Source organism: Herpetosiphon giganteus (assembly GCF_016907925.1).
GTDB classification, from domain to species: Bacteria; Chloroflexota; Chloroflexia; order Chloroflexales; family Herpetosiphonaceae; genus Herpetosiphon; species Herpetosiphon giganteus.
In genome coordinates this window covers 236,252-256,854 of the sequence record NZ_JAFBCZ010000007.1, presented here as the reverse complement: position 1 = coordinate 256,854, position 20,603 = coordinate 236,252, and the positions used below count along the sequence as shown (strand labels likewise).

Annotated in this window: 16 protein-coding genes; 7 read left to right on the top strand and 9 right to left on the bottom strand. The window is 52.5% G+C overall.

Features of this window, described 5'->3' with window-relative positions; all coding sequences use genetic code 11:
• Nucleotides 1-447: 447 nt before the first annotated feature.
• The 5 genes from JOD20_RS09085 to JOD20_RS09065 are packed head-to-tail and all read right to left on the bottom strand — an operon-like array spanning nucleotide 448 to nucleotide 7,461.
• The gene (locus tag JOD20_RS09085) at nucleotides 448-3,126 is read right to left on the bottom strand and encodes a DUF5682 family protein (protein ID WP_204754963.1); all 2,679 of its coding nucleotides are present in this window, start codon (nucleotides 3,124-3,126) and stop codon (nucleotides 448-450) included.
• 4 nt (nucleotides 3,127-3,130) lie between these two features.
• Complete coding sequence (locus JOD20_RS09080; protein ID WP_204754962.1) at nucleotides 3,131-4,249, bottom strand: ATP-binding protein; 1,119 nt, start codon at nucleotides 4,247-4,249, stop codon at nucleotides 3,131-3,133.
• A gap of 16 nt (nucleotides 4,250-4,265) precedes the next feature.
• A complete protein-coding gene (locus tag JOD20_RS09075) occupies nucleotides 4,266-5,648 on the bottom strand; it encodes a VWA domain-containing protein (RefSeq protein WP_204754961.1) in 1,383 nt (460 codons plus the stop codon).
• Entirely contained in the window at nucleotides 5,645-6,982 is a 1,338-nt protein-coding gene (locus JOD20_RS09070; RefSeq protein ID WP_204754960.1) for a hypothetical protein, read from the bottom strand. The genes JOD20_RS09075 and JOD20_RS09070 overlap by 4 nt, the downstream gene beginning before the upstream one ends.
• Nucleotides 6,982-7,461: a hypothetical protein gene (locus JOD20_RS09065; RefSeq protein WP_204754959.1), complete on the bottom strand. Its 480-nt coding sequence runs from the start codon at nucleotides 7,459-7,461 to the stop codon at nucleotides 6,982-6,984. The genes JOD20_RS09070 and JOD20_RS09065 overlap by 1 nt, the downstream gene beginning before the upstream one ends.
• 182 nt (nucleotides 7,462-7,643) lie before the next feature.
• Between JOD20_RS09065 and JOD20_RS09060 the strand changes: the two genes are divergently transcribed.
• Together JOD20_RS09060 and JOD20_RS26415 are read left to right on the top strand one after the other, a co-directional pair.
• Nucleotides 7,644-8,570: an ADP-ribosylglycohydrolase family protein gene (locus JOD20_RS09060; protein ID WP_204754958.1), complete on the top strand. Its 927-nt coding sequence runs from the start codon at nucleotides 7,644-7,646 to the stop codon at nucleotides 8,568-8,570.
• Between the two features lie 97 nt (nucleotides 8,571-8,667).
• Nucleotides 8,668-9,390, top strand: a complete 723-nt coding sequence (locus JOD20_RS26415) for a PIN domain-containing protein (RefSeq protein ID WP_239583785.1) — start codon at nucleotides 8,668-8,670, stop codon at nucleotides 9,388-9,390.
• Nucleotides 9,391-9,523: 133 nt separating this feature from the next.
• On the opposite strand, the gene JOD20_RS09050 is transcribed toward JOD20_RS26415, so the two are convergent.
• From JOD20_RS09050 to JOD20_RS09040, 3 genes are all read right to left on the bottom strand, one after another.
• Nucleotides 9,524-10,444, bottom strand: coding sequence for an ADP-ribosylglycohydrolase family protein (locus tag JOD20_RS09050; protein ID WP_204754957.1), 921 nt, complete (start codon nucleotides 10,442-10,444; stop codon nucleotides 9,524-9,526).
• 121 nt (nucleotides 10,445-10,565) lie between these two features.
• Nucleotides 10,566-10,631: a hypothetical protein gene (locus JOD20_RS26980; protein ID WP_420828945.1), complete on the bottom strand. Its 66-nt coding sequence runs from the start codon at nucleotides 10,629-10,631 to the stop codon at nucleotides 10,566-10,568.
• 16 nt (nucleotides 10,632-10,647) lie between these two features.
• On the bottom strand, nucleotides 10,648-10,842 hold the full coding sequence (locus JOD20_RS09040; protein WP_204754956.1) for a hypothetical protein: 195 nt from the start codon (nucleotides 10,840-10,842) through the stop codon (nucleotides 10,648-10,650).
• A gap of 193 nt (nucleotides 10,843-11,035) precedes the next feature.
• Between JOD20_RS09040 and cdaA the strand changes: the two genes are divergently transcribed.
• Nucleotides 11,036-11,839 carry a diadenylate cyclase CdaA gene (gene cdaA / locus JOD20_RS09035; RefSeq protein WP_110516443.1) on the top strand — a complete coding sequence of 268 codons (804 nt, stop codon included), beginning with the start codon at nucleotides 11,036-11,038 and terminating at the stop codon, nucleotides 11,837-11,839.
• On the top strand, nucleotides 11,836-13,233 hold the full coding sequence (locus JOD20_RS09030; RefSeq protein WP_204754955.1) for a CdaR family protein: 1,398 nt from the start codon (nucleotides 11,836-11,838) through the stop codon (nucleotides 13,231-13,233). The genes cdaA and JOD20_RS09030 overlap by 4 nt, the downstream gene beginning before the upstream one ends.
• On the opposite strand, the gene JOD20_RS09025 is transcribed toward JOD20_RS09030, so the two are convergent.
• Complete coding sequence (locus JOD20_RS09025; protein ID WP_204754954.1) at nucleotides 13,230-16,157, bottom strand: AfsR/SARP family transcriptional regulator; 2,928 nt, start codon at nucleotides 16,155-16,157, stop codon at nucleotides 13,230-13,232. The two genes, JOD20_RS09030 and JOD20_RS09025, sit on opposite strands and share 4 nt — an antisense overlap.
• A gap of 229 nt (nucleotides 16,158-16,386) precedes the next feature.
• On the opposite strand from JOD20_RS09025, the gene JOD20_RS09020 reads away from it, so the two are divergent.
• The 3 genes from JOD20_RS09020 (at nucleotide 16,387) to minC (ending at nucleotide 20,601) form a co-directional block, all read left to right on the top strand.
• Nucleotides 16,387-16,758, top strand: a complete 372-nt coding sequence (locus JOD20_RS09020; protein ID WP_204754953.1) for a VOC family protein — start codon at nucleotides 16,387-16,389, stop codon at nucleotides 16,756-16,758.
• A gap of 313 nt (nucleotides 16,759-17,071) precedes the next feature.
• Nucleotides 17,072-19,579 carry a mannose-1-phosphate guanyltransferase gene (locus tag JOD20_RS09015; RefSeq protein ID WP_204754952.1) on the top strand — a complete coding sequence of 836 codons (2,508 nt, stop codon included), beginning with the start codon at nucleotides 17,072-17,074 and terminating at the stop codon, nucleotides 19,577-19,579.
• 347 nt (nucleotides 19,580-19,926) lie between these two features.
• Nucleotides 19,927-20,601, top strand: a complete 675-nt coding sequence (minC, locus tag JOD20_RS09010) for a septum site-determining protein MinC (protein WP_204754951.1) — start codon at nucleotides 19,927-19,929, stop codon at nucleotides 20,599-20,601.
• Nucleotides 20,602-20,603: the final 2 nt, after the last annotated feature.

The window sequence follows — 20,603 nt, the reverse complement described above, 5'->3', positions numbered from 1 at the left end:
TGATCATCACCCACCTCCTGACCCACCAGCCACTTCTCGTGGGACGGTTTTATCCGGAACCATGGTCACCCGTGTTAACTACCTACCCTTGAAAGGCTGGGGGGTGAGGGAATGATCAACCATTGTACCCCCTAAAATTCATTGTGTGGATTGTTATTTTTCTGCAAAATCCCCCTTCGTATGTTTCGCGTCCTTCGAGGTTCCTCGGCTCCCAATCCCCGATCCCCAACAACCAGTCCCCATCATCGTTTCACCACCCTTCCGTCCCGCCTCAAGGCGGGAAACGCAGGGGGCTTTAATCCCCCTGCACCCCCTAATATTCGTTTTGGTGATTGTTATGTTTCTTCGAAATCCCCCTTCGCGAACTTCGCGTTCTTCGTGGTTTCGTGCTCCTCACCTCCGATCCTTCTCGCTGACCCCTCGCCCCTGAATCCCGACCCCTCATCGCTACCCAAGCTTGAGCAACGCAGCCAGCGCTTGCATGCCAGCAGGATGGGCGAGCAATAGATCATGGGCCAATTGATCGTCGGGGCTTAGCTCGGCGCTGATCGTCACTTCACCTTCTGGCAAGCGTTGTTGATCTTGCATCCAATTTGGTTGCCAGTTGCCCAGCCCAGCCACATTTGGCGGAAAGACCAAGGCCGCTTCTTTGATCAGCGGCTCCAAAATTGTTGCGTTGCGGCGCAATTGCAGAATAAAGCCAGGCAACCATGGAATGAGCACCGAATCGGGCACGACGCGGAAGATATGGCTCAACAATTCAACCACAAACAAGGCAATTCGTGGGGCAAACTTCAAGGCCAAAATAAAGCCATTCAAGTAGGCTGGCAGCCCTTGCAAGCTTAGCGAGTCTTCGGTGAGATGCGCGAAAAACTCGCGCATTGATTGAATGCTGCGCCGATTGAGCAGCCACTCAGCCACCCATAACAAGCCAAGTTTATCGGGGGCAACGTCGCCCTTGCCAGCTAGCTCAACGCTAATCAGCAATTCACTACGCTGGCAGCCAACCGATAAGGCCAAGCTTTCGAGCGAGAAGATAAAGCCCAACATGCCAGCAACCGCTTCTGGGGTTGTGCCACGATCGGCGATGGCCTGCGGCAGTAGCGAGGCATAATGGCTATAACCAGTGGCCACAAACGATTCGAGCCAAACCGCCAAGCCCTGTGGCGTGGTGCGATAATATTGCACCAAATGGCGCGCGCGGTCGAAAATATCCGGCGCATCTTGCACGCCAGTTTCTTGGATGAGCAAGGCGCGGCTGTGAAAGCCCAGTTCTTCGGTGAAGCGCGGGCTGCGCAAATACATTAGGCTGGCTTCGGCGGTGTGCAAGGCTTTGGCGGCGGTCGCATCATCGCCAAAGGCACGTTGGCGCATGCGCTGCTCAAGCACTTGCTCCAAGGTAATGCCCTCGTATCCAAGTTGAATCACGTCGCGTTGGTATTTGCCAATCCGAATCTCCCACGATTCCTGCACTGGCTTGCTGCCAAGTTTGCGCTCGCCAATAATTGGCTGAACCACATAATCGCCCAACAAATAATTTAAGCGCCACAATAACTCTGAGCTATCGAGCAAATCGGGGCTTTGGCTAAAATCCATCAAGGCTCGTTGGTTGGTTTTGGCATACAGGTTGATATTCAACGGAGCCAAGCGGTCATAAATATTTTTGGCCAATGGCGGCAGCGATTCATAGCCAACTGTGCCAACCCGATCGCCGCCCAACAACACGCGGCACAATTGGCTGATGTTGCGTTTGCGCGGCGTGCGATCTTTCTCCAAACAGGTAATCGCCGCATCTTGAAAATCGTAGGGCGAAGGCTGATAGCGATTACGAATATTGGCCAACAAATACGAGGTTTCGTAAATTGCAATCGAATCGGCGGTGCTGGCCAAATAGCCATTTTCGCGTGCCAACGCGACGATGCGAGCACACCAATCGAGCAATTGCTCGTGGTCGGCTTCGGCAACGTCGGGCGGCTGTTGCAAAAAGTTGGCCAAAGCCTGCGGATTGTGGGGTTGGGTTGCGCCAACTGGCGCTTTGGCCCGGCTTGGCTTGGCAGCTTTTTGATCTTTGCTCAGCTGGAATGCCTTAACTTGGCCAGCTTTGAGGCTTTTGCGCCATGTGGCTTCGGCCAAAGCAATCGTGCCAACTGGATGATTGAATTGTTGCTCAATCGCCACAAAGCTTGATGGAATCAGGCCAAAGAGCCATTGGGTAGCGCTTTTAGCGGGCATGTCGGCCCATTGCTCAGCATTGTTGGTGCCAAATTCGGCCACATCGCTGGCCAAGTGGGCCGCCCCACAAATGTACAACGCATCGGCAGGATCGATCGCATGCTCAGCCAAATGTTGCTTGATCCGCGTCCACATATAGCGTTCACGCAAACGATCGTTGATCACATCCTGCGGTTTGCGGCCAAGTTGGTGAATTAAGCTGCCAACCAAGGTCATTACTTGGCGATAGGTTGAATAATCAGCGTGCAAAATCACCCGCTCGACATATTGCTCCCACCATTCGGTAAAATGGCGCGAATTGGAGTTTTGCAGCAAATAATGCAAAAAGTCGTCGAAGGTTGGCTCCAGCGTGCCAATCGTCACGCCAATTGATTTGCCATGAAGCTGAGCGGCCTCATCATCGTCGTCCGATTCATCTTCGTTGATAATCGGCACTGGTTGCCATTGAAACACATAATCAACTGGACGATCGACAAAAACCAACTGCGTTTCGGGATGGGTCAAGGCATAGGCAATCGCTTGATATTCTGCTGACGATTCAGTCAAGGGCGCAATCACGCTAATTGGCAGCGCCTCTGCTGGCACCAACTCGCTTTCAGCGGCAAAAGCCTGAAACGCGACGGGCAATTTACAATCGCGCAAATGGCCAACCAGTTCGAGCATATCTTCGCACAGCTCAATATAAATCACTTTGGGCTGCTTTTGGTGCAAACGCCGCACCAGTTGCAAGGCCGAAGCAGGCGAGTGATGCGCCACAGGAAAGAGATCAAGCGCTTCGTCTTCGGCGCGCTCAACATCGTGGGCCATGCGCTGAAGCAAGCGTTGCAAGGCGGCTGCATCCTCGGTAAAGGCCGCCGCCGTAGCATTTAATTGCTGGGTAAGTGAATCAAGCATTGGGTTACCCCTCGATGACCTTCATTGCATCCTGACCGCCAGCCATGAAATCGCGCCATTCGCCTTGATGTTTTTCGCTGTGTTTGGCCACCACACTATGCCAGAATTTGTTCATCACCGAAATATCTTCTGGGCGGCGGCGAATCAGCGTGCCAACCAACGAGCGGCCAAGAATTTCGGGCGTTAGGCGTTGTTCGCCAAAGTAGGTCGAATAGAGCACCGCATCTTCGAGCACGCCAATTTGTTCAGCGGTCGAGAGCGCCGATTCAAGCTTGGCATCGTCGGAGCTAGCACTAGCGCTGGCTTCGCGCAAATCGGCAAAGGTTTGCAACAGAACATCGATCAAGGTTGGTGGCACATCAACCCGCACTTGTTGGCGCTCCAAAACCTCGGCGGTGCGGAACAGAATAATTTCGCGCTCTTGCTTTTTGTTGGTAACAACTGGAATATGCACAAAATTGAAACGTCGTTTGAGCGCCGATGACAAATCGTTGACACCACGGTCGCGGCTGTTGGCGGTGGCAATAATGTTGAAGCCTTGTTGGGCAAAGACCACATTTTGCTCGCGCAACTCAGGAATTGAAATATATTTTTCGCTCAAAATCGAAATTAGCGCATCTTGCACGTCGCTGGTACAGCGGGTCAATTCTTCAAAGCGCCCCATCGCTCCAAGCTGCATACTGGTCATAATTGGCGAGGCAATCATCGAATCACGCGATTGGCCTGCGGCAATGACCATGGCAATATTCCACGAATATTTAATTTGATCTTCGGTTGTGCCCGCCGTGCCTTGCACCACGTAGGTTGAATTGCCGCTGACTGCCGCCGCCAACAATTCGGCCAGCCAGCTTTTGCCTGTGCCTGGATCGCCAATCAAGAGCAAACCACGATCTGAGGCGAGGGTGACAATTGCCCGTTCGGCAATGCTGGGGTCGCCATACCATTTTTGGGCAATCTCGCGATCGAGCTTTTGGCCGGGCGTGCTGCCCAAGACGAAGGTGCGCACCATTTGCGGCGAAAGCAACCAGCGCGCCGGGCGTTGGCCAGTATCGCGTTCGGCCAAATAGCGCAATTCGTCGGCATATTTGAGTTCGGCAGGCAAGCGCAATAATGTATCTGACATGAGCAAAACTCCTTAGCTAAAGCGTAATAAAATGCTTAATTTGTTCGATTAGCTTTTTGGGGCTGCCAGCAAAAATTGGCCGACCCATCTCTTTGAGCTTGGTGCGGAACCAATCGTTGACGCTGAAATAGCCAGAACTAGTGACCGCGCCAACCGGAATAAAATGCACGCCCGATTCGATCATGGCTTTGATTGAATCCAGCAGCACTTGTTGCGAGCCGCCTTCATAAAAGTCGGTAATCAAGACCACCGCCGTTTTGCGTGGCTCAAGAATTTTCTCGCTGGCAAATTGCAAGGCTTCGTTGATACTCGTTCCGCCGCCAAGCTGAGTGCGCAGCAAGACCTCAAACGGATCGTGCACCCACGGCGTGAGGTCGAGCATGCGGGTGTCGAAGGCAATCAAATGCATATCGACATGCGGCAAGCCAGCAAAAATCGAGGCCAAAATCGTACATTGCACCATCGCATCGACCATCGAACCAGATTGATCGACGACGACGATCATGCGCATTGGGGTGCGTTTTTTGGCAGTTTGGCGATAATACAGCCGATCGACGTACAAGCGGCCTTCGTTGGGATTCCAATTGGTCAGATTGCGCCAAATTGTGCGTTTCAAATCGAGGTTGCGAAACACCCGTTTGGGTGGCACCGAACGATCGATTTTGGCCGAAACTGCCTGCATCACTTGCAAGCGCAACACATCGGCCAATTCATCGACATATTGCTTGATCAAGCGTTTGGCGTTATTCAAGGCATTGCCCGAAAGATGGCTTTTATCGCGCAGCAATTGCTCGACGACCGCCATCGATGGCGTAATTTGGGCGGCAAGCCGATTATCTTGCAGCACTTCGCGCAAGGCCATGCGCTTGATCAAATCTTTTTCCAAGCCTTGGATAACTTGGCGCAAATCTTCTTCGGAAAAATTGAAGCCTGAGCCAATGCCTTGGCCGCCTTGCAGCCCACCAAGTTGGCTAGCTTGGCCTTGACCAGGCTGGCTTTGGCGCAACGCTCCAGGCTGAAAGCCCAAACAGCGCTCAAGATGGGCAACATCCTTAAGCCATTGGGCAAACTCAGCAGCGCTGATCGAGCGCTTTTGGGTTTGCGGCCCAAAGACATTCAACATCAATTTCGAGACGATCAGCGAGCGGCGCAACGTTGTTTCATCGTGGCGATCATCGAGATCGGTCAGATCGAACTCCGGCTCAAGCTCAGGATAGCGTTGAAACAGCTGATCCAGCGAAAGCGTTGGGTGCAAAATCGACTCGGGCAACTCCAAATCGCTGGCAATGTGCTGGCTCATGCCCTCAAGATTTTCAGCTTGTTGGTCGTAGCCAAACATGGTGCTGAGCATGCGCCAATAGAGCACTTGGCGACGATTTAATAGCTCGGATTGGTTCATGATTTCTCCCTGAGCAAACGGCTGGCGCGTTCTTTGAGAACGCCAACAGCATTATTTTTGGGCGCTTTCTTGAAGACTTTGCCGTTTTCAAGCCCAATAAACAATGGTTTGCCTTTTTTGAGGCTGGTTGCCAATGGCCGCACAAACCATTCGCCAGCGTCGAAGCGCAGCAAACCAAACAAGCGTTGGGCCGATTCGAGTACGTCAACATCGATTTCAGTTCCGCTAATTGCCCCCAAATCGAGCTTAAAACGCTGTTCGCCAACGCTCAAACTGGAACCTTCAGCAGTTTGCGCCAATTGATAGTTGCTCAGCACAATCGGCTCGGCCAAATGGACTGGGTGGCGTTGTTCGGGCGCAAGTTGGGCTTGGGCAAGTGGCTGCTTGGCATTCAGGCCAAAATGGTGCTCGGCAACTGCAAGCAGATCATATTTATCGCCCAACGTAGCCGCCGCCGCATCCCACAGCAATTGCCCGCCCTCCAATAACTGCTGATTATTCAAAACCAAAGCCTTGCCGGTGCTCAGGCTTTCGAACAACACGCTAGCCTCGGGAAAGAGCAACCACAGCTGATCATCCTGAATGGCCGCGACTTTATAGGCCGATTGGGTAATTGTGACCATGCGCGCCGCTGCTTCAGATTCCAGCACTGCGTAGAGCACCCAACTGACCAGCGTGGAATGCTGCCGCCATTCGAAGCCCAAAGGATACAGCGTGCCGCTGATAGCTTGGGTTGCAGGAGTTACGCTGATGCTGAGGGTCGAAAGCATTGCCCGCGTCCACAAATCGGCCCAACGAAAGAGCGGCAATTGCTCTGGTTGCAGCACCAGTTCGTGCATCCAGCCCGCCAAAAGTGCTGCCGTGCGTAGATAGTCTGGGTTGGCTTGGAGTTGGGCAAGCGTTGGGGTAAAGGCGTTGATCATCGCTTGGTCAAGCCGCGCAAAGCCCATCACCGCCAAATCGCTCAGCCAATGCTGAACGCTGCTCAACAAGGGCGGGGTCGATTCAAGCGCTGCGGTATTAGGCACAGGCTGATCAAGATTTGGGCGGCCAAGTTGCGCCCGCAGTTGCTGGGAAAGTTGATCGTATTGGGCGGTTTGGAGCGCCGCCCGCGCAACCGCAAGCAGCCTAAACGCGGCTGGTTGCAACACGCCATTGCTCAGATCAGTTACGCTGCTGAGCATTGCTGCTTCGAGCGGCGTGCCCTGATAAACTTGAGCCAGCCGTTGTAAGCTGGTTTGATGGCTATGATTAAGATTGGTAAAGCCCGTCAGCAACAGCTGATCGATGGCTTGAATTAATTCATTGCTGGCATGAAATTCCGCTGCAAGCATCACACGCCCCCTGCAAACCAATCCATCTCTGGCAATGGCAATGCACTGAGCGGAAGTTCAAGCAACTGGAGCGAGCCAAGAAAGCGGCTGAAAATTGCGCCATGCGCTTGGTGGGTTATATGGCCAGCGATCTTGAGAAAATCGCCAATCGTGGTGATGGTAGTTGGGTCGTGGGCAGATTGCAGATATTTCAAAATGCCAGGGATGCCAAATTGCTTGATGCCCTCGCCAAGCAAATTGATCAGATGGTTGCATGGGCTGCCCCGCAAGCCACCACACGGGCGATTGTTGTTGGTGCTACAGTAGAAGTTGAGGCTGCGAGCCTCGAAGTAGGCCACATAGACCCGCTGAATATCCGAGCCGCTGGAAATAACGCCTTGCAACCGACCATCGGCTAGCTCGACAAACGGCACTTCCTTGACATCGCGCTTCGCGGATTTTTGGAAAACTTGGGGTGAGTTAAGCGATGATGGAATCATCAAGCCTCCTTTGCGCTATGAAACACTCGCTTAATACTGTATCAACTCTTAATTCAAGCGCAAGCCTAGCATAGCAAGCGCCTGTGACATTCGCAGTCACAGCTAAAACAGCCCAAACTGATGCTTTTCATTTGCCATACCTGGGTTAAAATAAAACGCATCAGCGAGTTGAGGTTGATTGAATGAACTCTGATAGCGCCCTAAATCGTGCTCAAATTGCGCTCGAAGGTTTATCGGTAGGCGATGCATTGGGTGGTTTTTTTGAATTTGCCCATACGAAAGTGCCTGCACGCGTGCATTTGCGCCAAGTGCCCCAAAGCCCATGGCATTGGACTGATGACAGCCAAATGGCGGCTTCGGTTTTTTCGGTGCTACGCCAAACCGCAACCATCGATCAAGATTTGTTGGCCCAAAGTTTTGCCCTGCACTATGAACGTTCGCGCGGCTATGGCCCAGCTACCAGAGCGATTTTGGGGCGTATTCAGCGCGGCAAAAATTGGCGCGAGGAAGCCCTAAGTTTGCATCAAGGCCAAGGCTCGTTTGGCAATGGCGGGGCAATGCGAGTTGCGCCAATTGGCGCATTTTGGGCGGCTGATCTGTCAAGCGTTGTCCAGCAAGCAGCCGCTTCAGCCGAAATTACTCATGCACATCCTGAAGCAATTGCCGGAGCGATTGCGGTGGCGATTGCAGCGGCGTTGGCATGGCAAGCGCGCCAAACCACGCTACCAAGCCCAAACAGATTTTTACAATTGATTCAGCCATGGGTTCCAGCAAGCCAAGTAGCCGAGGGCTTGGTCATGGCAATTCAACTTGATTCGACTATGCCAATTGCCACAGTTGCCACACATTTGGGCAATGGCAGCAAAATTTCGGCCCAAGATACCGTGCCATTTGCTTTGTGGTGTGCCGCCCAACGCCTAAGCAATTTTGAGCAAGCAATTTGGCTGACGTTGGAAGGCTTGGGCGATTGCGATACAACTTGCGCAATCGTTGGGGGAATCGTGGCCAGTTATGTGGGCCTTGAGGGCATCCCTAGCGCGTGGCGCGCAGCCAGAGAACCCTTGCCAGCCTGGGCATTTGCTGAAGAATTAGCCAAACCCATTGGTTAAATGCCTCAAATCGATTATCATGAGGATGCAGCTAGTTTCAACGTGAATGAGCAACAAGCGTGGCATGGAGCGTTGCTGATCATCTAAGGGGGCATATTTGAGAACCAATTTCGTGCTGATCGACTACGAAAATGTGCAACCAGCCACGATCGAAATGCTTAATCTCGAGCATGTTAGACTGCTGATCTTCGTGGGCGCGAATCAGACAAAAGTGCCGATTGAAATTGCGGTGGCGTTACAGCAGCTCGGCGAACGTGCCAGCTACGTAAAAATATCGAGCAACGGCAACAATGCGCTTGATTTTCATATTGCCTTTTATATTGGTCAATTAGCTGCTCAAGAGCCGAACGCCTATTTTCATATTGTTTCTAAAGATACTGGCTTCGACCCTTTGATTCAGCACCTCAAAACGAAAAAGATTATAGCCAAGCGGGTTCGAGCTGTTAGCGAGATTGCCACCGTAAAAGTAGCTCAAGAGCCAACCCCACCGAAACAGCAGGCATCCCCAACGCCAACCTCGCCGAAACAGATTGAGCTTAGCGACATTCCGACTGTAAAAGCATCCCCAGCGCTAAACCCGCCAAAACAGAAGCAAGCTCAGCCAACAGCCGCGCCGAAAAAGATTGAGGTGATTATTAAATACCTTCAAGCTGATAACCATACCAAGCCGCGAACGATTAAAACGCTGAGTAACACAATCAAGACAATCTTTGCCAATAAGCTATCCGAGCCAGAACTAGCAGCGCTGATTAACCAGCTAAAAAATCGTGGAATTATTCAGGTCGAGAATACAAAAGTTACGTACAAACTGCCAAATTAAAGCAAAAGCATGGGCAAAAATCACCCATGCTTTTTTTGAATTAAATGGATTGCTGCTGCATTTGTTGATTTGCGGCGAAAGCGAGGAACGTGGCGAATGGTGGAGTGTGTAGCAACTGCCACCATTCAAGCAATCAATCGGTTTCAATCCCAAGGCTGGCCAAAAACCAGTGAGGCAAAGGTTCGCGGGCGCGCAACCAAGGCGGCGGAATACAATCGCGGCCTAAAGTTCCGGCCAAAAGCCCGCCAACAATTGCCGCCATTGAGGTAAAGTTGCCGCCAGCAGCACACACTTGCTCGATCGCCGCCGCATAATCATCACGATAATGCACAGCACACCACAAACACCATGGCACAATTGCTTGGGCGCTATGTTGGTAGCCATTACTCAAACGCAAGGCAATATGATGCCACATTTGGCGATCGTTCATGGCGGCAGCTAAAGCCACGCGATGCTCAAGGCTGCTGCTTGGCAGATACTGCACAATTTCATTTAAGATTGCCGAGGGCTGGCGCAACGGTTGATCACGCTCGCGCCAAAGAATTGCCCCAGCCACTGCCACCGCCACCGCGCCCGCCACTGCTTCTGGATTGGTGTGGGTGGTCAGGGCCGAAAGTTGCGCTTGTTGGGCAACTTGGCTAAGCGGCGCTTCGGCAAAAAACAGGCCCAACGGAGCCGCCCGCATCGCCGCGCCTACGCCAAACGAGCCTTGGCCATCAAACAAATTTTGGGCATCGCTCATTACCGCCGCACCATCGCGCGGTTTGGCCAAAAGATTGTGCATGGCGGTGCCATAATCGCGAATTGGCGTGTAGCGCAGGGCAAAATCGGCAGCCAAGGCCGCGCTATGCACTGTGCCATAATGCCACAAGTGATCAACCAACGAACAAGCCATCAGGGTTGCATCTGTCCACAGCCATGGTGCTGGCAAAAGGCTTGGTTGCTCGGCGACGGCAAGGCCGGTTTGCACCTGTTGCCAAAGTTGCTGGCCATAGGCTTCACCAACCGATAAGCCTTTGAGTGCCGCCAGCATGCGCTGTTGTGCTGCTGTCATGATCATCCTTATACCAATGCTGTCTCAACCGAATAACGAATAAAGGTCTGATAGACGTTGGCATGAATTTGTTGGCATTGTTGTTGAATGCTCGCCAAATAGCCGCTCAGTCCATCAGCCATCATCTCAGCGATCGCAGTGATTCGGCATTCAACAACAAGAACTCAGCAATTCGTTCTGGCCGAATATCAGCAGTGTATACATTACAATAGGCTTCGAATGCTGTACAGGACTTTAATTGGATTAGGCAATCGATTATGAGCTAACGCATCGGGCGGCAACTCGCGCAAGCGTTGCGCAAGCAAGCGATAGTATGGGCGCGGCCTGTTTGGGCTAAGCAACAACCCAGCGTAAGCAGTTTCGAGCTGATCCTGACGAAAAAGGGCGACAGCGGGCATAGTGTGCTCCTTGCAGATAGTACCGAATCTCGCGTTATTTCGTCAAGCAGCGAGCCAGCTAGGGCCTTGGTTAAGCGGGTTGCTGAAGCCTTATGCAACGAAGATTAAAACTTGCATAGATAGCCTGATCGGTGTAAGGTACAGGCGCGATGTCCAGCACGAGTGGGAGGCTGGCAGTTTCGAGGGTATGATCGTGCCAAGCTTCCAGCAGATTTGGGAACGTGTTTCTTTCTTAGCTGTACTCGATATTCTGCTTGTTGCTGCCTTGATTTTTTGGCTGCTCGGGGTGATTCGAGGCACACGGGCGGTGCAATTGTTGCGCGGGGTTGGCATTTTGGTGGTGGTTGCCCTGCTTGCAGGCTCGACTTTACCGCTCACCACCTTGCGTTGGATTATTCGCGAAGCCCTCAGCCCCGCTCTTTTTGTGGCAATTCCAATTTTATTCCAACCTGAATTACGCCGCGCTTTAGAATCATTAGGCCGCACTGGCGAATGGTTTAATCGCTTTGGCAGCACCAATCGCTCCGAAGTCGAGGAGATGATCAACACGATTTCGCGTGCAGCCAAGCAATTATCCCAACAGGGCATTGGCGCATTGATGGTGATTGAGCGCGACACGGGCTTGCAAGAATACGCCGACCGGGGCGTGATCGTCGATTCGCGGATTTCGGTGCCCTTGCTGGTCAATATTTTCTTTCCCAACGCGCCGCTCCACGATATGGCGGTGCTCTTTCGTCGCAACCGAATTTTGGCCGCCAACTGTGTGTTGCCGCTAAGCGAAAATGTGGTTGGTAGCACCCGCTATGGCACGCGCCACCGCGCCGCCTTGGGCATCAGCGAACAATCCGATGCCATTTCGGTGATCGTTTCAGAAGAGACCGGCAGCATTTCGATTACCCACGATGGCCGTATGGTGCGCCATTTAACCGAAGGCCGCTTACGCAAACTGCTAGCTGGCTTATTGCGCGTCGAACTAAGCGAGGAGGAAGAGGCATGAATAAGCTTGCAGGCAGTCCATTACGCGCCTTCGTGGCCGCAGTGTTGGCCAGCATTATTTGGGTTTTCGTGAGTTTCACCGAGAATCCGCAACAGGTTACGCCATTTACCAATTTGCCAATTCGCGCCGAGGGCCTGAGCAGCGCCTTAACCTTGGTCGATGGCGAAGGCAGGCCAGTTCCTGTGCCCGATGCTGTGGTCAATTTGAGTGTTTCAGGGCCGCAAGATACGATTACCCGCATTACCAAGCAAAATGTGCAGCCCTTTATTAATGTTGCAGGCCTAGAGCCTGGCTCGCATGAAGTTGCCGTCCAAGCGCGCAGCATTCCCAGCCGCTCCGATCTCGATTTCCAAAGCTTTCAGCCGGCGACGGTATTGGTGCAAATCGAGCAAATTATTACTGCCTCGCTGCCGCTCACGATTACCACCGAGGGCCAGCCGCCAACCAGCTACGAGGCCAGTTTGCCCATTGCCAGCGTCAATGGCGAGATGATCAAGCAAGTCACCATTACTGGGCCAGCCAGCCAAGTGAATAAGGTCGTTGGTGGCGAAATTACGCTTGATCTTTCATCGCAAACCAGCAATTTGCGCACGCGGCGCAATATTACGGCGGTGGATATTGCTGGGCGCGATGTTGAAGGCGTGACGGTTAGCCCTGAACTTGCAGATATTGAAGTGCGGATTTTATCGAGCAGCGGCATCAAACGGGTGCCAATTATCTATACAACGCTGAATGGGCCACCAGCAGGCTATCGCGCCGATGTGGTGCTTGAGCCAGCTTTCGTCACATTAATTGGCAGTGCTCAGCGCTTAACTGAGGTCGAATTTGTCGAAACCCAACCGCTTAACCTGCCAAATGCAACCCAAAGTTACACCGCAACCATCAAATTGCGCTTTCCAATTGGGGTTACACCGCGCGATGCCCAAGCCGCCGATAGCACCATTGCGACGGTGCGCTTCGTGCCAATTAATACCGAAATTGTGTTGACGCTGCCGTTAGTGCCGCGCAATCTGGCTGGTGGCTTAGAATTAAGTTACCAACCACGCCAACTTGAGGTAACGTTGCGGGGCAATGCCCAAAATTTACAAAACCTCACCGATTTGGCCTTAGTGCTTGATCTGGCTGGGCGGACTGCTGGCAGCTATAGCATTCAACCAAGCCTCAATCTCCCAAGCGGCGTAAGTTTGGCCAAACCGCTGAGCGTGATTCAGGTCACGCTGAGCACGATTAGCATTCCAACCAACGAGCCAGCTAGCCCAACCAACCCGATCAATCCAACCGAGCCAAGTGCACCAGAAGCAACGCCAGTCAGCACGCCAACCGTGACCGAGCCAATCAGCCCGACCGAGCCAATTAGCCCGACCGAGCCGATTTCGCCAACATTAACTCCTTAGTCCAAAGCGCGTTTTTGTAAGGCTTGCAACTCAGCCGAGGGATCAATGCCATATTGATCATCTAATTCTTTGCGATAATCGGCATAGAGTTTCAGCGCATCAGTACGCCGACCTTGCTTAATTGCCAAGTTCATGGCCAAGGCAACCGCCCGTTCATTGAGAGGTTCAAGTTGAAGCGCCCGATCGAAAGCCTGTTGAGCACGATCAAACAATTCTTGGTCGTAGGCTTGAATACCGGTTGCCACCCATAACTCCGCGCCACGCTTGATCAAAACTTGGCGCTCATGTTCGATCCACGGTGCATCACAGCCGGGCAAAAACCCTTGACTGGCATAATCGGCAGCAAGTTGTAAGCGCTCGAGCGTTGCCTCTGAGCCTTGTAAGTGGGTATTTTTAATGACTAAGATGTCGGCATCAATCAGCGCCAAGGGAATTCCCAAGCGATAGATCGAACCATCGTAGACCACACATTCAGGAATAACTTTGCGAGTGCGCTCCAGCATTTTGCGCCAGCCAGCAGCCTTGCCATCAATCCCCCACAGATTTTCGCGCAATTCCTCAGAAGTCATGCCGCTGGGGTTCAACAACAATAAAGCAATCAGCAAAATCCCTTGGCGTGGGATGCGTTGCAGTTTGCCATCAATTTCTACCCGCAACTGGCCCATCAAACGCACCACCAAGGTTGGGGCTTGCGCTGCAGGCAAATTATCGTGCAACACCCGCGCCGCAAAAGGCGAATTCCATTCGGTATAGGCTTCGTGCACCAACTCTGGCAAATGGCTGGTAAGTGCCGAAAGCAAAATTGGCAGGCCGCTGCGACCCTCAATAATCAATTCATCAAGCGATTTCCAAGCCTGACGAGCCTCGCCAAGTTCGTGGCGCTGCCAAAATGCTTCACTCAATAACAGATAGAGCAAGCCTTTGGCTAATGATCCTTCGTTATCCAGCCCTGCCAAGGCCCGTTGCAACAGCGGAATTGTGCCATCGATTTTGAGGCTTAAGTTGGCCGCACTGCGCGCCACCGCCAACCATGCCTGATCAAGCGGATTTTGGGCAGTCGTGGTATCGATTTCAAGCAACAAGCGCTGCAATTGATCCCGCGAACTATGGCCATGACGAGTTGCTTGTGATTCTAAGGCCAAGGCATAGGTCAAAATATGATAATCGACCATATTGCTATTGCGTAATTGCTCACGCGCCAAGCGATAGTGACCAATCGCACTCGTCCAATTGCGCTCAGCCAGCGCCACATCGCCAAGCGTGACCATTGCGCCATTTGCCGCCCGTTGATCAGCGATCATGCCGTTGTCATAGGCTTGTTGGGCATAGCGCGCTGCATCCGTAATTTGGCCTTGATGCAGTGCCACCAGCGCCCGCAAATTGAGCGTTTGCGATAAACCTGCTGGCGCAGCCATTGCATCCCATAATGAGGTTGCTTGGCGCAAAAGCCGATCAGCCAATGAATAGCGTCCGGCGCGGGCCGCAGCATTGGCATAATCGCCCAAAATTAAGCCTAGCAAACGGTTGATGCCCGATCCTTCAATATAGTGGTAGGCCCGCTCAAAGTTGTCAATTGCTGCATCATCTTGGCCCAACGAGGCCAAATAAATTGCATGGGTGCGCAAAACCCGCGCTTGGTCGTCGGGAGCCAAATCAGGATCGTTCAGATAGGGCTGAATTAAGCTATCAGCTTCACGAATCGCCCCTTGCGCCCGCAACATATCGGCCTTGAGCAAGCGCAACATGCGTTGATCATCTGGCTGTTGATGAATACCCAAAAGCTGATTGACCAAGATCAAGGCTTTTTCGGCGTTGCGCTCGCCAAGGTGGTAACTCCGCACCAGCAACCAGCCAACTTTTGGCGCAAGTTGCTGCACAGGAACCGCTTGCAACGCACTCACCAGCTCGCCAAAAAAGCGCTGGTTGTTAATCAACGGCAATTGTTGGATCAGCGTATGGTTGATCACATCCCAGCGTTGCAAGCGGTGCATCTGGTGCACAAATGGCAGTAATTGCTGCTGCGAAAGATACCATTCACCAGCCTGTTCAAATAACGGGGTCAAATAGCCAGCCGAAGCATGCGAGCGCTTGCGCAAACCAAGCTCAGCCAAGGGTTGCAAACGCAGGTTGGCTTCAAACACCAAGCCCGCCGCTTCCCAGCTCAGCAATAAACGCGCTAAATCGTCGTTGGGCAACAAACGTTGCAGCAACTCCAGTGAATCGCTGGCGAGCCAAAGCCATGCTTCGAGCAGATTGCGCAATTGCGCTGGCAGCCGCCCCATCACATCTTGCATCACCCATTCAAGCGACGCAGGCTGAAGCGTGCCCGAGCGATTGAGCGCAAAAATACAGGGCGCAACCCAACCCTCAGTTAAGCCAATCAGCTGATCAGCTTGGGCTTGATTGAGGCTGAGTTGGCGTTTTTGGGCCAATTCGATTAATTCAGCGCTGCTGAATGCCAGCTCTTTCATGCCAATCACCAGCAGTTGCTGCCGAATGATCCATTGTTGGATCATGGGGTGTTGGGGAATTGCCAGCGATGTGGCGACGACATGCAGTGCCGGATTTTCCAACAAGTCGGTCAGCCATGCATACTCAGGCAAAAACGCGCCCCAAGCATCCAAAAGCTGGTCAAGGTCGTCGATCAAAATCCAGGTTGGCTGGCGGATAGCTAAAAGTTGCTCAAGCTGCTGCTCGCTGGCTAAGCCCAGTTGCTGGCCAATTGCTTGCAGCATTGCCTGGGAATCGTTGGGCGCTGACGCAAGCCGAAGCATAGCATAGGGGGCATTGATGGAATGCTTAAGTGCCTCTAATACGGTCGACTTGCCACTACTCGGCAAGCCAATGATTAAAATTACCCGTGGCTCATGTTGGGTCAAGCGAAGTAAACGTGGGCGTTCAACATAGGTCGGATAAAAACTCATAGCAGTTTCCTCAAGATGTTTGGTACGATGCTACCCCACCAACCATTAAGCAGCACAGCGCCATTGTGCTCAAGCGTTGAGAGGCTAGGTTGTGCCAATTCGTTACCTATGTTCAATAGGATATACCGAGCTATAGAGCACATCTATGCACGTCCTAGGCTATTTCTAGATTGATTCTTGCTGTATCCACTGTATCATAGCAAAAGAATCATTCTGTAGTGGAGCGGTTATGCAACTTATCGCACTTGACCACATCCAACTGGCAATGCCGGCCGAGCAAGAAGCCCAAGCGCGTTGGTTTTATAGCACAATCCTTGGCCTTGACGAAGTTGCCAAGCCAGCGCCGTTGCAAGCCCGCGGCGGCTGCTGGTTTCGTGGCTCCAACATCGAACTCCACCTCGGAGTCGAAGCCGATTTTCGGCCAGCGCGCAAAGCCCATCCAGCTTTTCGGGTCGCCGACCTTGCGCAAGCCCGTGCTGAGTTGCAGGCCGCCGGAATTACAATTGTTGAAGATAGCAGCTTGCCCCATGTGCGGCGCTTTTACGCTGCCGACCCGTTTGGTAATCGGCTAGAGTTTGTGCAACTTGGCGACGTTTATTAAGAAGTTTTAGGATTACCCAAAGTATACGCGATCCAGCCATACTGGATCGCGTTAATTGCCAAACTTCACTGCTAGGGATTCCTAGCTCTTTTTTAGGGTGCAACTACTGGCACAACTTATGCAAACCAAAAGCCGACTGATCAGCCTAAGTTGATCAGCATTGACCACAGCTACACATCCGTGCAGCGATGCCCCAAAGCACTCCAATTCTGCCAGGTTCTTCTGGTATACTGAACAACGGCGCGGCCCTCGAATGCCCGTGCTGGCCACCGCGCTGAGTGCTGCATTGTTGACACTGCGAGGGTTGCAGACCATGAAAGCAGTTTTAATGGCTGGGGGTGAAGGCTCTCGGCTCCGTCCACTCACGATTAGTCGGCCAAAACCAATGGTTCCCCTGGTTGATCGACCAGTGATGGGGCATATTATTGAGCTGCTAAAACGCCACGGCATTACCGATATTATTATTACTGTCCAGTATCTGGCCAATATTATTCAAGATTTTTATGGCGATGGCTCGGCGTTTGATGTTGATATTTCGTATTCGGTCGAGGAAGTGCCACTTGGCACAGCAGGAGCCGTCAAATATGCCTCGCGCCTGATCGATGATGATAGCGAGCCTATCATCGTGATTTCTGGCGATGCCTTGACCGATTTCGACCTGACAGCGTTGATCGAGGCCCATAAACGCTCGAATGCCAAAGCCACAATTACCCTGACCCGCGTGCCCAACCCGCTTGAATATGGGGTTGTGATCACCGATGATGCAGGCCGAATCCGCCAATTCCTCGAAAAACCCAGCTGGGGCGAGGTCTTTTCGGATACCGTCAACACTGGCATTTATGTGATCGATCCCAGTGTGCTCGATGATATTCCGCTGGGCGATGCCTTCGATTTCTCCAAAGATTTGTTTCCAGCCTTGTTGCGCCGCGGCGAATTGCTCTATGGCTATATTGCTGAGGGCTATTGGACTGATGTCGGCACGATCGATGCCTATATGCGAGCTTGCTCGGATTATTTGATGGGCATGGTTAATTTGCCGCGCCTAGGCCATGATCGCGGCGATAATGTTTGGATCGAAGGCGAAGTTGAAATTGCTCCCGATGCCCAAATTCATGGCCCAGTCTTTTTTGGCCATGGGGTCAAAATCAAAGGCGGGGCGATGGTCTTCGGCCCATCGGTCATCCGCGATTACACAATTATTGATTCGCGAGCGACAATCGATCGCTCGGTGATGTGGCGCAACTCGTATGTTGGCGAGCGGGCCGAGCTGCGTGGGGCGATTGTCTGCAAGCAGTGCAACATCAAAAGTCGCTCGTTGCTCTTCGAGGGTGTGGTCGTCGCCGATAGCACGATTATCAACGCTGGCGCAGTCATTCAGCCAAACGTCAAAATTTGGCCCTCAAAAGAAGTCGAAGAAGGTGCGACCGTCAGTGCTTCAATTATTTGGGGCGCGCAAGGGCGGCGGGTTTTATTTGGGCGCTACGGCATTACCGGCTTGGTCAATATCGACCTTACGCCAGAATTTTGCGCGAAATTAGGCGCTGCCTATGGCGCAATTTTGCCCAAAAATACCATGGTTACAATGAATCGCGATGCGCATTATACGCCGCGCATGCTCAAACGCGGCTTGATTGCTGGCATTCCATCGGCGGGTATCGATGTGCTTGATTTGCATTCGGTGCCAATTCCAACCGCACGCTATTTGACCTATGCCCTGAAAGCAGCTGGCGGCATGCATGTGCGGCTTTCGCCATTCGATAATCGGGTTGTTGATATTAAATTCTTCGATCATCGTGGGCTGGATCTTGGCAGCGATATGGAACGCAAGATCGAAAATACCTACTTCCGCGAAGATTATCGCCGCGTTTATCTCGATGAAATTGGCAGGATCACTGAAAACAGCGATTACAACTCGGTCTATATCGATAAATTTATGGAATCGCTCGACCCCAAGATTTTGCCAGAGCTAGAGCAACCATGGAGCATTGTGATCGATTATGCTTCGTCGAATGCGGCCCAAATTCTTGGCGCGATTATGCGACGCTTGAATGTTGATTTAGTTGAGCTGAATGCCCAAATCGATGAAGATCGCTTGTTCCAAACCGCTGATCAATTCAATGCTGGCATGCAACGGCTCGCAGCAATTGTGCCAGTGATGAACGCCGATATTGGCGTGCGGCTCGATTCTGGCGGCGAACGAATGTATGTTGTTGATGATACCGGCCATCGCTTGAGCGATATTGAGTTGCTGGCTGCCGTGACCGCACTCACCATGGAAGCCAACAGTGGCGGTACGGTGGCCGTGCCAGTTACTGCACCGCGCCTCTTCGATAAATTGGCCGAGCGCTACGGCGGGCGGATTCAGCGCACCAAAACTGCCTTGGGCGCGCTGATGCAGCAAGCAGCCAAATGCAACGAATTATGTGTGTTGGGCGATGGTGCTGGCAGCCTGATTTTCCCATCGTTCTTTCCGGTGGCCGACGGCCTGTTTGCCATCGTAAAATTGATGGAATTGTTGGCGCGGGCCAATATTCCGCTCTCGGAAATTCGGCGCTCGTTGCCGCGCTCGGCCATGGCCAACCACAAAGTACCATGTCGCTGGGAATCCAAAGGCAAAGTTATGCGGATTCTCAACGAACAATATGCTGAACGCTCGCAAGAAAATATCGACGGCATCAAGATTGAGCTTGGGCCAGAATGGGTGCTGATTCTGCCCGACCCTGATGGCCCGTTTATTCACGTAATTGCCGAGGGAGTCAACGAAGATCAAGCGCACGTCTTGACCGAAAAGTATGCAGGTTTAGTCATGGGGCTTCAGTAGAACATAGAACATAGAGCATAGAACATAGAAGTACTGATACATTGGGTTAACCACGACTTGATCCCCTCACCCCAACCCCTCTCCTACGTGGCGGGCGAGGGGCTTTAACACCCTGGTTTTACCGCAATTCTTCATTCAAAACGGCGGCTCCCCCTCGCCCGCGTTCAGTGGGAGAGGGGGCTGGGGGGTGAGGGAACATGGGTGTCAATCCAATGTATCAGTACACATAGAACATATGCAAGCACTATGCTTGTGGTTTTTGCCAAAGTAGGCATCAATTACGGCTACTATGCTCTATGTTCTTTGCTCTTTGCTCTTATTTTCGTTTTCTTGACGGAGACGGTATAATGCGCGATATGGAAGAGCGCATCACGTTAAAAGGCAGCCGTGACGGGCTGCGCTTGATTTTACACCCCACCGCAGCGTGGGAAGAAGTCCTTGCAGCCCTGCGCAAGCAGCTAGCCCAAGGATCATCGTTTTATCATGGCGCAAAATTAATGATCGATGTTGGCGAACGGTCGATCACCGATGTAGAGCTACAGGCAATCTTGGCAATCATGGCCGAACATGATATTGAGCCAGCTGCATTAATCACCATCGCACCAACCAATCGAACTACTGGTCGGCAAGCTGGCGTGGAAACCCGCCACCCCGATAGCCTACGGTCTACTCCTCCACCCGTCGTGCAAGGCGAAGGCTTGTTTTTATGGCGCACCGTGCGTTCTGGCCAAGCAATTAAGCATCAAGGCCATGTTGTTGTGGTCGGCGATGTCAATGCTGGGGCCGAAATTAGCGCGCACGGCAGCATCATCATTTGGGGGCGCTTACGCGGCTCCGTCCATGCAGGAGTTGGCGGCAATCAACAAGCGATTGTCTGTGCGCTCGAATTGAGCCCAACCCTCTTGCGGATTGCCGAGAACCTTGCCCGCACACCCGATAATCATCGCCCAACTGGCCCTGAACAAGCCAGCCTTGATGGCGACAACATTGTAGTAGTACCATGGGATGCCCCACGCCGCTAGTG

Coding starts and splice junctions, on each gene's coding strand:
- JOD20_RS09085 (WP_204754963.1), bottom strand. CDS start 3,126: ATGCTTGATTCACTTACCCAGCAATTAAATGCTACGGCGGCGGCCTTT.
- JOD20_RS09080 (WP_204754962.1), bottom strand. CDS start 4,249: ATGTCAGATACATTATTGCGCTTGCCTGCCGAACTCAAATATGCCGAC.
- JOD20_RS09025 (WP_204754954.1), bottom strand. CDS start 16,157: ATGAGTTTTTATCCGACCTATGTTGAACGCCCACGTTTACTTCGCTTG.
- JOD20_RS09020 (WP_204754953.1), top strand. CDS start 16,387: ATGCAACTTATCGCACTTGACCACATCCAACTGGCAATGCCGGCCGAG.
- minC (WP_204754951.1), top strand. CDS start 19,927: ATGCGCGATATGGAAGAGCGCATCACGTTAAAAGGCAGCCGTGACGGG.
- JOD20_RS09040 (WP_204754956.1), bottom strand. CDS start 10,842: ATGCCCGCTGTCGCCCTTTTTCGTCAGGATCAGCTCGAAACTGCTTAC.
- JOD20_RS09050 (WP_204754957.1), bottom strand. CDS start 10,444: ATGACAGCAGCACAACAGCGCATGCTGGCGGCACTCAAAGGCTTATCG.
- JOD20_RS09030 (WP_204754955.1), top strand. CDS start 11,836: ATGAATAAGCTTGCAGGCAGTCCATTACGCGCCTTCGTGGCCGCAGTG.
- JOD20_RS09060 (WP_204754958.1), top strand. CDS start 7,644: ATGAACTCTGATAGCGCCCTAAATCGTGCTCAAATTGCGCTCGAAGGT.
- JOD20_RS09065 (WP_204754959.1), bottom strand. CDS start 7,461: ATGATTCCATCATCGCTTAACTCACCCCAAGTTTTCCAAAAATCCGCG.
- JOD20_RS09015 (WP_204754952.1), top strand. CDS start 17,072: ATGAAAGCAGTTTTAATGGCTGGGGGTGAAGGCTCTCGGCTCCGTCCA.
- JOD20_RS09075 (WP_204754961.1), bottom strand. CDS start 5,648: ATGAACCAATCCGAGCTATTAAATCGTCGCCAAGTGCTCTATTGGCGC.
- JOD20_RS09070 (WP_204754960.1), bottom strand. CDS start 6,982: ATGCTTGCAGCGGAATTTCATGCCAGCAATGAATTAATTCAAGCCATC.